This window comes from Candidatus Thermoplasmatota archaeon (genome assembly GCA_035541015.1).
GTDB lineage: Archaea > Thermoplasmatota > SW-10-69-26 > JACQPN01 > JAIVGT01 > DATLFM01.
On record DATLFM010000034.1, the window covers coordinates 1 to 10,896 of the forward strand.

At 69.7% G+C, this 10,896-nt stretch carries 9 protein-coding genes; 4 read left to right on the forward strand and 5 right to left on the reverse strand.

Features of this window, described 5'->3' with window-relative positions; all coding sequences use genetic code 11:
* Nucleotides 1-1,392, forward strand: a 1,392-nt coding sequence (locus VM681_03070) for a S8 family serine peptidase (GenBank protein ID HVL86978.1), incomplete at its 5' end; no start/stop codon positions are given.
* Between the two features lie 4 nt (nucleotides 1,393-1,396).
* Here the strand turns inward: VM681_03070 and VM681_03075 are convergent.
* Together VM681_03075 and VM681_03080 are read right to left on the reverse strand one after the other, a co-directional pair.
* The gene (locus VM681_03075) at nucleotides 1,397-3,529 is read right to left on the reverse strand and encodes a sodium-translocating pyrophosphatase (GenBank protein ID HVL86979.1); all 2,133 of its coding nucleotides are present in this window, start codon (nucleotides 3,527-3,529) and stop codon (nucleotides 1,397-1,399) included.
* Nucleotides 3,530-3,560: 31 nt separating this feature from the next.
* Nucleotides 3,561-5,876 (reverse strand): cation:proton antiporter, encoded by a 2,316-nt coding sequence (locus VM681_03080; protein HVL86980.1) that lies wholly within the window; start codon nucleotides 5,874-5,876, stop codon nucleotides 3,561-3,563.
* A 57-nt stretch (nucleotides 5,877-5,933) separates the two neighbouring features.
* Here VM681_03080 and VM681_03085 point away from each other — a divergent pair, with 57 nt between their 5' ends.
* The gene (locus tag VM681_03085; GenBank protein ID HVL86981.1) at nucleotides 5,934-6,686 is read left to right on the forward strand and encodes a hypothetical protein; all 753 of its coding nucleotides are present in this window, start codon (nucleotides 5,934-5,936) and stop codon (nucleotides 6,684-6,686) included.
* 6 nt (nucleotides 6,687-6,692) lie between these two features.
* Here the strand turns inward: VM681_03085 and VM681_03090 are convergent, their stop codons facing one another.
* The 3 genes from VM681_03090 to VM681_03100 are packed head-to-tail and all read right to left on the reverse strand — an operon-like array spanning nucleotide 6,693 to nucleotide 9,291.
* On the reverse strand, nucleotides 6,693-7,181 hold the full coding sequence (locus VM681_03090) for a transcription elongation factor Spt5 (GenBank protein ID HVL86982.1): 489 nt from the start codon (nucleotides 7,179-7,181) through the stop codon (nucleotides 6,693-6,695).
* Nucleotides 7,182-7,238: 57 nt separating this feature from the next.
* Nucleotides 7,239-7,484: a protein translocase SEC61 complex subunit gamma gene (locus VM681_03095; GenBank protein HVL86983.1), complete on the reverse strand. Its 246-nt coding sequence runs from the start codon at nucleotides 7,482-7,484 to the stop codon at nucleotides 7,239-7,241.
* A gap of 28 nt (nucleotides 7,485-7,512) precedes the next feature.
* Nucleotides 7,513-9,291: a PDZ domain-containing protein gene (locus tag VM681_03100; protein HVL86984.1), complete on the reverse strand. Its 1,779-nt coding sequence runs from the start codon at nucleotides 9,289-9,291 to the stop codon at nucleotides 7,513-7,515.
* 52 nt (nucleotides 9,292-9,343) lie between these two features.
* Between VM681_03100 and VM681_03105 the strand changes: the two genes are divergently transcribed.
* Nucleotides 9,344-10,501 carry a thiolase domain-containing protein gene (locus tag VM681_03105; protein HVL86985.1) on the forward strand — a complete coding sequence of 386 codons (1,158 nt, stop codon included), beginning with the start codon at nucleotides 9,344-9,346 and terminating at the stop codon, nucleotides 10,499-10,501.
* Between the two features lie 3 nt (nucleotides 10,502-10,504).
* Nucleotides 10,505-10,896: hypothetical protein (locus VM681_03110; GenBank protein ID HVL86986.1), on the forward strand; the 392-nt coding region annotated here is incomplete at its 3' end.

A 10,896-nucleotide genomic window follows, 5' to 3' on the forward strand; every position in this document is an offset into this window, starting at 1 on the left:
AATCTCCTCTCAAGCAAGCTTGCGACGGCGCTCGTGCAGGCCGGCGTGGTCGTCGTCTGGGCGGCGGGCAACGACGGCGGCGACGGCACGATCGACAACGTGAACGCCTACGCGAAGAACCCGATCCCAGGCAACCTTGCCGTTGCCAACTACGACGACGACGCCGTCCGCGGCGGTCGCAACGGGGCGCTTGCGCCCTCGTCGAGCCGCGGCGCCTCCATCTCGCCGTCCACCTGGCCCGACCTCTCGGCCCCCGGCACGACCATCCGCGCCGCGTTTGGCCTCACGGGTCCGTTGGGCTGGGCGGGCAAGGCGCTCGACTGGGCCGGCGGCGGCGACGGCAACCCGTTTGGCAACGCGATCAACCAGCACTCGGGCGACGTCTCGTTCCGCGTCGGGGGCACGATGGGGCCCTCGCAGGCCATCGACTGGATCCTGTACACGCGGCCGATCGTGATCTACAACGCGCACCGGAACGCGTTTGTCACCCAGCCCCTCGTCCTCGTCTACGGCGTGAACGCGGCCGAAGCGTCCGCGATGGCGTTCCACACGCCCGCAAGCCCCCTGGGCGGACCCGTCGTGGGCCCGGACGACCACGTGCGGCTCACCAAGGCCAGCGGAACGGGCAATCCGATCACGGTCCAACTCACGAGCCCCGCGGGAACGACGGCCACCGTCAAGGTCCGGTTCCCGTGCACGAGCGGCTGCGCGACGGACGTTCCGCTCGCGCCGCATTTTGCCGGCGAGCCATCCCGTGGCACGTGGACCCTCTCGCCGGGCCCCACGGTCGCGCCGGACTTCCAAAGCGACGGCGGCAACCCGTGGTACGTGACGAAGACGGGCACCTCGATGGCGGCGCCCCACGTGGCGGGCGTCGTCGCGCTCGTGCGGCAGGCGAATCCGGATCTCACGCCGGCGCAGATCGAGCACCTCCTCGAGACGACGGCGTTCAAGTTCGCAAGCGGGGCGCCCTACGCGGCCGATCCCACGAACCCCGACAGCCTGTCGAGCTTCGACAAGGGCCACGGCCTCGTGGACGCGAAAGCGGCCGTGCTCGCCGCACTCGCGCGGCTGCCCGACCTCGTCGTCGATTCCGTCTCCTTCTTGCCGCCAAGCCCGGTCGCAGGACAGGACGTCGAGGTGACGGTTCGCGTGCGCAACGCCGGCCCAAGCGCAGCCGGCGCATCGCGGCTGGATCTGCGCGTGGACGGCACGCTTGCGGCCGGGGCCGACGTTCCCGCGCTTGCCGGCGGCGCATGGACGGACGTGTCCTTCGTGTGGCGCTCGGTAACCGGAGGCCACGCGTTTGTCGCCCGCGCGGACGCGGTCTCGCAGGTGCGAGAATCGAACGAGGCCAACAACGAGCGCTCGGCGGCGCTTGCCGTCGGGTGATCGCCTAGAAGGCCACCATCTGGTAGGCCACCACGAGCCCCGCGAAGATCACGGCGATCGTGTTCATGACCTTGATGAGCGGGTTGATCGCGGGGCCCGCCGTGTCCTTGAAGGGGTCGCCCACGGTGTCGCCCACGACGGCCGCCTTGTGGGCGTCGCTGCCCTTGCCGCCGTGGATGCCCTCCTCGATGAGCTTCTTTGCGTTGTCCCACGAGCCGCCGCCGTTGGCCATGAGAAGCGCCATCATGAGGCCCGCCACGATGATGCCGATGAGGAAGCCCCCAAGGGCAAGCGGGCCCAGCACAAAGCCGATGGCAAGCGGGGCCAGCACGGCGAGCGAGCCGGGAACGATCATCTCGCGAAGCGCGGCCTTCGTCACGATCTCCACGGCGGGCCCGTACTCGGGCTTTCGGCGGCCCGCCATGATCTGGCCGTCGGCGAACTGCCGCCGGACCTCCTCGACGACGGCCTTGGCCGCGCGTCCCACGGCGCGCATGGCGTAGGCCGCGAACAGGAACACGACGGCGCCGCCCAGGAGAAGCCCGGCCAGCACGGCCGGATGCGAGATCTCGAAGGAAAGATGCGTGCCGGCGGCAAGCGTGCCGCGGGCGATCGCGGCCTCGCTTGCGTGGTCCACGAAGTCGGCAAAGAGCACAAGCGCGGCAAGTGCGGCCGACCCGATGGCGTAGCCTTTCGTCGTGGCCTTTGTCGTGTTGCCGACGGCGTCGAGGGCGTCGGTGACCTTGCGGACGTCCTTTGGAAGCTCGCTCATCTCGGCGATGCCGCCCGCGTTGTCCGTGATGGGGCCGTAGGTGTCAAGCGCCACGACCATGCCGGCGACCGAGAGCATGCCGGTGGCGGCGACTGCGATGCCGTAGAGGCCAAGCCCCGGGCCCGCCGAGGCGCCAAGCGCGTAGGAGGCAAGAAGGCCCACCACGATGAGGAACGTAGGCAACGCCACGCTTTCCAGGCCCACGGCCAAGCCCTGGATGATGTTCGTGCCCGGTCCCGTCGTCGAGGCGTCGGCGATGCCCTTGACGGGCGCGAAGCTCTTGCTCGTGTAGTAGTCCGTGACGAAGACGAGCGCGAGGACGAGCGCAAGGCCGATGAGGCTTGCAAAGTACAGCTGGATCGGCAGGCCCAGCACCGGCACCGTGAGGACGTAGAACCCGACCGCGGAGATGGCGACCGTCGCGATCACGCCGTGGTAGAGCGCGCGCATGATGTCCTGGCTTGCGGGCAGCCGAACAAAGAAGATGCCCACGATCGAGGAGAGGATGCTAAAGGCGCCAAGCACGAGGGGGAAGAGGATGCCGACCTCGCCCAGGGCGGCGTCGCCCACCCGCGCGCCGAACACGGTCGCCGTGGCCGCAAGCGCCATGGATGCGACGATCGTGACGACGTACGTCTCGAACAGGTCGGCGCCCATGCCCGCGCAGTCGCCCACGTTGTCGCCCACGTTGTCGGCGATGACCGCGGGGTTGCGGGGGTCGTCCTCGGGGATGCCCGCCTCGACCTTGCCCACAAGATCGGCGCCCACGTCGGCGGCCTTCGTGTAGATCCCGCCCGCGATCCTGGCAAAGAGCGTGATGAGGGAAGCCCCGAAGGCAAACCCGATGAGGTTCAGCGGAACGGCCTGCGCCGGAAGCGTGGCGCGAAGGGCCAGGTACAGCCCGGCCACGCCAAGGATGCCAAGACCCACGACCGCAAGCCCGTTCACGGCGCCGGCCTGGAAGGAAACCGAAAGCGCGGAGGCAAGACCTTGGCGCGCGGATTCGGCCACGCGCGCGTTGGCGCGTACCGCGATCGACATGCCAAGGTACCCGGCGAAGCCCGAGAGGACGGCGCCCGTGACAAAGCCGATGGCCGTGTAGGTCCAGAAGGCCTCGCCCGTGGCAACGCCCACGCCCAGGAACAGGACCGCCAGGATGGCGCCAATCACGGCCACGACGCGGTACTCCACGCGAATGAACGCCATGGCGCCCTCGCGCACGGCCTGGCTGATCTCGCGCATGCGGTCGTTGCCCGCGGGCAGGCGCATGACGCGCGCGGCGAGCATGGCGGCGGCAAGAATGGCCACAAAACCCGCGGCGATCCCCGCGAGGGGACCCCACGAGGCGACGGAAGCGTCGACCATGGAAACCGGGGGGCGATGCCGGGAGTCGTACTTAAGATTTCCTTCCCGCGCCGGACTCGTGCGGCAGTTTCGATGCGTCTTTGTCTTCCGGCGCGCCCACGAGCCCGGCGGCGCGCAGGATCGCCTCCTCGTCGCCGAGCACGATGAGCACGTCGTCGGGCTCGATGCGCATCGAGGGATCCGGGTTCGCCAGGACCTCGCCTCGCCGGCGCAGCGCCAGGACCGTGACCCCGGCCCGCGAGCGCAGCTGCGTGGCCGCAAGCGTGAGGTCGGCCAACGCGGAGGTCTGCGCCACGCGCAGCTCGCGCACGGCCATGGGCACGGGCTCGTCGACCCGCTTGGCCGAGAGATATCCCTTGGCGCCGGCCAGCTGCGAGGGCTCGCCGACGAGCACGAGCACGTCGCCGGGGGCGACGACGGTCGTGGCGCGAGGGGCCAGAAGCATGTGCTGCCGCTGCACGCCGGCGATCGTCGCGCCCGTGCGGCGCTTGAGGTCGATCTCGCCGATCGTGCGGTAGGCAACCTGGCTTGCCGGCGCCACGGTCGCACGATCCACGGACAGATCGAGAGGATAGTCGCGGAGGAGGGCAAACAGCTCCTTGCGGGGAACCTCCTCGCCCAAGGCGCTCCGCAGTGTCTCCTCCCAATGGCGATGCAGGCGGGAGAGCGCGCGCCACAGGAGGACCGACGCTAGGGCCACGCTCGAGACGACAAAGGCCGCGACGGAAAGCGGCGGAAGGTCGCGCCAAAGCGGGCCGAGCAGGAGGCCCAAGGCCACGGCCAGGGCAAGCGCCGTGACGGCCACAAACGCCGAGTACACGAGCGCCGGACCAAGTCCCGTGCGAGGCTCGGCGGCCTCGGCAAAGAGGTCGCGAAGGCCCGTCGCGATGCGATAGGCGCTTGGGATCGCAAGGACGCCAAAGACGATCCACAGGGCCGCCAGGCTGAGCGGGCCGGCCACGGGCCCAAAGCGGATGCCTTCGAAGAGGAGCCGCGTGAGCACGCCTGCCATGACAAGGAGCGCGACGACGATTCCGGCGTTGATGGCCACGCGCTGCGAGGTCGCGCGCAGGCGTTCAAAACCCTCGCCCGACGACCGGCGCGCGCGAAGCCACGCTTGGTAGGCGGAAAGGTGGGCCCCAAGCGCCGCCGGCGATCGTTGCGCAAGCGCGCCGTGGATCCGGTCGGAGCCCGCCACGAGGTACGGCGTGACGAGCGACGACAGCGCCGCGACGGCGACCGTGATGGGAAAGAGGTGGGCGGAGACAAGGCCAAGCTGCTGGCCGCGGCTTGCGATCACGAACGAGAACTCGCCGATGTTGCCCGAGGCCGCGCCGGTCTTGACGGCCGTGCGGGGCGAGGCGCCCACGGACAGCTGCGCGACGGAGAGGATCGAGAACTTCGCGACGACGAGCACCACGAGGACGGCCGCGATGGCAAGTCCGTAGCCGGGCAGGAGACGCGTGTCGACGAGCATGCCGATGGACACGAAGAAGACGGCCGTGAACATGTTGCGCACGGGCGCGAAGGCGTGCTCGATGTCGCGCCAGCCGCGCGACTCGGCGGTGAGGGCTCCAAGCAGGAAGGCGCCAAGCGCCACCGAGAGGCCAAGCCCGGCGGCCAAGAGCGCGCCGCCCAGGCACAGCCCAAGCGCCAGCAGCGTGATGACCTCGTCGCGACGCGTGGCGACCACCCGGTCGACCAGGCGGGGCACGACGAGCAGGCCCACGATGAGGAGCACGAGCACGAACAGCGCGAATTGGAGGAGGATGGCCCCAAGCTCGCCCACCTCGACCACGCCGACCACGGCGCGCGGCAGGAGCGAGATGATGACGACGGCCGCGATGTCCTCGACGAGCAGGATGCCGATGAGCCGTTGGGCGTAGTCCTCGCCGGCCTCGCCCCGCTCCTGCACGATCTTCACGACGACGACCGTGGAGGTGACGCACAGCACGGCCCCGAGGAACAGGCTGTCGACGGGGTTCCAGCCGAGCCCCTGGCCAAGCAGGTAGCCCACGACGAGCAGGAACCCGATCTCCGCCGCGCCCACGGCCAAGGCCGCGCCGCCCACGGCGCGCAGCTTGCGCAGGTTGAACTCGAGGCCGATCGAGAAGAGCAGGAAGACGACGCCAAGCGCGGCGAGGGTCTCGATCGCCGCGACGTCCGAGACGGGCGCGAAGGGAACGCCAAGCGACGGCAGGAGGTACGGCCCGACGAGGAGCCCCGCGAGGATGTAGCCGAGGACCACCGGCTGGCGCGTGCGGTGCGCGACAAGCGACGTGACCGCGGCGACCACGAGCACGATGGCAAGGTCGCGGACGAAGCCCAGGTCGGAGAGCTCGGACATCTACGCGACGAGCATGCTTGAGCGCGACTTTAAATCCCGCCGGTCCGAATGATGGGCATGCAAGCGGCGGCGTTCCTGGCCCTTGCGGCCGTCCTCCTCGCCGGCTGCGTCGTGCCGCCGTTCTCCCCGCCGATCGGCACGTGCCCACAATTCCCCGAAACGCAGCTTACGTTGCGCGTCGAGGGTTTCGACGACGCGCTGGAAAAGGCGCGCTTCCGGACGGGAGGCCTGCGCACGGCGCTTTCCTGCGCAATCGTGCCGTGGGTGGACGTGCCGGCGATCGGGCCCGACGCGGCGCGGGGGCCGCTCCTCGTGTACCTCTTCCACGAGCTTCGGCTGGAGTTCGCCGGAAGCGCCGCCCGTCTGGAAGCCGAGATGGACGTGCGGGCGTTGGGCGAGAACGCGACGATGGAGGTACGTAGGCTCGGCGACGGAAGTCTTCGCGCAGCGTGGAACGGCACGGACCTGCGCGTGCTACGCTCCGAAACCCTCGCCGGCCGGCACGCCCTCGACGATCTCTCGCGCGACGGAGAGGCGCGGCTGCCGGGCGGACCGTGGAACGTCACGTTCCCGGTGAACTCCTCGTGGAACCGGGGCGTGTGGGCGCAGGCGTCGCCGGGCGAGGGCAACGCGACCGTGCGCATCGAGTTGCACGGTCCCGACGGCACCTTCCTCGAGCGGGGCCCCGTCGCGGGCGAGCCGGGGACCGAGCTTCATCGCTCGGGTCTGCTGCCTGGCACGTGGACGGTGCGGTTCGTGCCCTTGGACGGCTCGGGGACGGTCGCGTGGTCGGTGGCCTTCTTCTATTGATCCGACCTACTTCGCCTTCTCCTTCTTTTCCAGCACGCGAGCGTTGTCGCCGCGCACCGTGACGGGGATGGGCACCATGGCCTCGAAGAGCTCCACGGTGATCTCCTCCTTGCCCTCGTCGATGCGCTGCACGCGCGCCTTCTCGCCCTTGAACGGGCCGGCGATGAGCTCCACGATGTCGCCCTCGGCGATGCCCGAGACGGAGGGCTTGGGCGTGAGGAAGTGCTCGACCTGCGAAAGCGAGGTCGTGCCGTCGACGAGGCCTCGCGCGTGGGGAATGCCCTTGACGAGGCGCTCCACGATGTCGCGCTCCTTGGCCTCGATGAGCACGTAACCGCGAAGCTCCGCCGGCGCCAGCACGGCGTACACGTCGGCCTTTCCCTTGCTCGCCTTCGTGACGACCATCTGGGCCACCATCTTCTCTTGGTTGATGGTGGTCTTGAGGGCGAGGATGCCCTTGTCGATCTCGGCGTCCGGCTTTGCCTCGTCGGCCATGGAAAACACCAAAAAGGTGGGTTCGACAGACGGGTGGGCCTATTTAGGCGTTGCGCCTCAGAGGCCAAGCAGCGGCGGCAGCTTGTCCATGATGAGGAAGATCACGAACCCGAGCCCGCCGATGACGGCGATCCCGACGGCCGTCACCTTGGAGTTCCGCGCGAACTCCTCCGAGTCCGGCTTTCGCGCCATCTTCAGGACGCGGCCGTAGCGGCCCTTGCCCATGTGCTTGAACCGGGACTCGAGGCGGGCCTGCGTGTCCCAGGCCTTGTCGACGAACCGCGGCTCGGATTGCATCGCCATGGGGCTCGGCTGCCACAAAAGGCTGCCACTATTTATCCTTGGCGGGAAAGGGGACGGACGACCAGTCGCGGAACGATCGACGGGCCCGCGTGCGGGCCGACGCGACGGGAACGATCTCGTACGCGGCCGGGGGCGCGGTTGCGAGCACCACGGGCAGGCCCAGAAGCTCGTCCCGCCGAAACACGGTGAGTTCGACGCGGTCGCCGGGGAACCGCTCCGCGATCCGCTCCTCCAGCGATACGACGCGGAAGCCGTCCAAGGCCACAAGCTCGTCGCCGGGGGCAACGCCCGCCTCTTGCGCCGGCGAGCCGTCGAACACGTTCTCGACCGTCGTCTTCGTTCCCTCCCGCAGCCGAAGGCCAAGCCATGCGCGCGGTCGCGCGGCGCGCGCCGGATCGGCCGGCCATCGGCCGTCGCGCCGCGGACGCCACTCGGGCCGCGGGGGCGGCTTCCCGTCGCCCTTGGACAGGCGAAGGCCCACGGTGGAAAGCACGCTCCAGTCGAGCTCGTCCGTTCTCCGCACGTAGCGGCGGCGGAAGGCCTCGAGGGATCCGCCGGCGACCTCCTGCGCGGCGCGCCAGAAATCGTCCTCGGACGTCGCGATGCGTCGTTTGCCAAAGGTCCGCCACAGCAAGCGCAACGCGTCGTCGAGCGAGCGGCGGCCCCTCGTGCGGCGGCGGATCTCGAGATCCAAAAGAAGCGCGACGAGCGAGCCTTTCTGGTAGTAGCTCACGCCGCTGTTGGGGCTGTCCTCGTCCGGGCGGTAGAACTTGATCCACGCGTCGAAGCTCGACTCGTCGAGGCTCTGTCGACGCCGCCCGGGCGTCGCGTCGAAGCGCCCGATCCGCTCGGCGAGAAGCTTGCGATGGTCCTCCTCGCTGCGAAGCCCCGCACGCAGGATCGCCTGCGCGGCGTAGTAGGTCGTGACGCCTTCGTACTGCCAGAGCTGCGTCGTGTAGTTCTCCCGCTCGTAGTCGTAGGCCGCAAGCGGGCGCAGGCGCTTCACGTTCCACGCGTGGAAGTGCTCGTGCGCCACGAGGTCGAGCACGTCCTCGTACCGCTTGCGCGGCGCAAACGCGTGCCGGTCGACGAGGAGCGAGCACGCGTCCTCGTGCTCGAGCCCGCCGGCCCCCTTGTCGACGAGATGCAGCAGGAACAGGTAGCGCTCGTACGGAAGGCCGCCGAAAACCCGCGCGTTGGCTTCGACCACGCGCGCCACGTCGCGCGCAAGGTGCGGGAGGCTCTCGTTGCCGCGGCCCCACACGGCAAGCTCGTGCGGCACGCCGCGCACGCGAAAGCGCACGACCCGGTGCAGGCCCACCTCGCAGGGCGAGTCGACGAGTTGGTGGTAGTCGCGCGCGAGGAAGCCGCCGCCGCGCCGCGGCAGCGCAATGGATGTCCTCCACCCGCGCGGCGCCTGCACGCGCAGTCGGCAGGGCTCCTCCGTGCGCCCGACCGGGAACAGGAAGACGCTCGTGCCGTTGAAGTAGCCGTGCGAGGCGTCGAGGTGCGATGTGCGGACGGAAAGCTCGTTCGCGTAGACCGTGTACCGCACGACGACTTCGCGCGCGTCCTTGCTTTGGACCGCCCATCGGTTCTTGGCGACCTTCCGCGTCGCGAGCGCGCGGCCGCGGGAATCCGACGCCGAAAGCTCGCGGACGTTCCGCGAGAACTCACGGACAAGGTAGCTGCCCGGCGCCCACACCGGCATCGCAAGGACGAGCCGCTCGCCCGGGTCCTTCACGCGAAGTTCCACGTGGAAGAGGTGGTCCTTCGGGCGGGGCATGGCGATGCGGTAGGACAGCATCGGCCCGCAAACGCCGCGCGTGCATTTAAGTTTGGAATCCGGTTCGGCTCCGATGAGCAGGGTCGCCATCGTGGGCGCCGGCATGAGCCGTTTCGGCGCACGCCCGGAGGGCGCCAAGGAACTCTTCGCGGAAGCCTTCGCGCGCGCGGCGTCCACGGTCGACCGCAACTTCGAGGCCCGCCTCGTGCAGGAGGCCTACGTCGGCAGCATGTCCTTCGGCGGCTCGCAGATCGGAAACCCCGCCTCCCTGTGGGTCGAGCACGTGGGGCTGCGCGGTGTGCCCGCGCGCCGCGTGGAGAACGCGTGCGCATCCTCCGGCTTTGCCCTTCGCGACGCGTACCTTGCCGTCCGCTCGGGGGAGATCGACGTGGCGCTCGTGGGCGGCGTCGAGAAGATGAATGACCTTCCGCCGATCCACCAGCGGTATTGGCTTGGCGCTTCGGGCGACACGCCGTGGGAGCGCTTGGCCGGGCTCACGTTCAGCGGCGTGTACGCGCTGCTCGCAAGCCGCCACATGCACGAGTTCGGCACGAAGCCCGAGTCGCTCGCGGCCGTGGCCGTGAAGAACCACGCGCACGGGGCGCGGAACGAGAACGCCCAGTTCCAGAAGGCCATCACGATGGAGCAGGCGCTTTCCTCGCCGTTTGTCGCCGAGCCCTTGCGTCTGTTCGACTGCTGCTCGACGACCGACGGCGCCGCGGTCGTTCTCGTGGCGAGCGAGGCCAAAGCGCGCGAGTTCACCGACACGCCCGTCTGGATCGAAGGCGCCGGCGCCGCCACGGACCACATCGCCGTGCACGACCGCCCCTCGCTCACGCGCCTGGATGCGACCGTTGCGGCGTCGCGCGAGGCGTACCGAAGGGCGGGCGTGCGGCCGCAGGAGCTCGACCTTGCCGAGGTCCACGACTGCTTCACGATCGCCGAGATCCTCGCGACGGAGGACCTCGGATTGTGCGCCAAAGGGCAGGGCGGTTCCTTTGCCCTCGAGAAGCGCGGAGACTACGGCGGAGATCTTGTCGTGAACCCCTCCGGTGGTCTCAAGGCCAAGGGCCATCCGCTTGGCGCCACGGGCGCCGCACAGGCCGTCGAAGCCTTCCTGCAACTGCGGGGGCGCGCCGGCAAGAGGCAGGTTCCAGACGCGGAGACGGCGCTGTGCCACAACGTGGGCGGAAGCGGAGCGACGTGCGCGGTGCACGTCCTGGGGGTGTGACGCGTGCCAACGATGGTCGGGCTCCACCTGCCCGCCTGGGAGGTGACGGCCGGGGAGCTCTCCTCGCACGGCGTCTCCGTTCCGCGTGGCGTCCAAGCCGTTCGCGTGGCCGCGTACGACGAGGACTGCACGACCATGGCGATTTCGGCAGCACGGCAGGCAAGGGGCGCGACGGCGCCCATGGCTCTTTTTGTTGCGGCCACCTCCTCCATTTCCTCGCGCGCGCTCTCGGTCGCGCTCGACACGCCCGAGGCGGACGTGCATTCGGTGAACGGCTTGGACGCCACGCGGAACGGAGACGCCGTGCGAGGAGAGCTCCCCGGCCGTCACCTCCCAGGCGGGCAGGTGGAGCCCGACCATCGTTGGCACGCGTCACACCCCCAGGACGTGCACCG

Excerpts from the sequence above, each read along its gene's own strand:
- VM681_03105 (HVL86985.1), top strand. The coding sequence starts at position 9,344 with ATGAGCAGGGTCGCCATCGTGGGCGCCGGCATGAGCCGTTTCGGCGCA.
- VM681_03075 (HVL86979.1), bottom strand. The coding sequence starts at position 3,529 with ATGGTCGACGCTTCCGTCGCCTCGTGGGGTCCCCTCGCGGGGATCGCC.
- VM681_03080 (HVL86980.1), bottom strand. The coding sequence starts at position 5,876 with ATGTCCGAGCTCTCCGACCTGGGCTTCGTCCGCGACCTTGCCATCGTG.
- VM681_03095 (HVL86983.1), bottom strand. The coding sequence starts at position 7,484 with ATGGCGATGCAATCCGAGCCGCGGTTCGTCGACAAGGCCTGGGACACG.
- VM681_03085 (HVL86981.1), top strand. The coding sequence starts at position 5,934 with ATGCAAGCGGCGGCGTTCCTGGCCCTTGCGGCCGTCCTCCTCGCCGGC.
- VM681_03100 (HVL86984.1), bottom strand. The coding sequence starts at position 9,291 with ATGCTGTCCTACCGCATCGCCATGCCCCGCCCGAAGGACCACCTCTTC.
- VM681_03090 (HVL86982.1), bottom strand. The coding sequence starts at position 7,181 with ATGGCCGACGAGGCAAAGCCGGACGCCGAGATCGACAAGGGCATCCTC.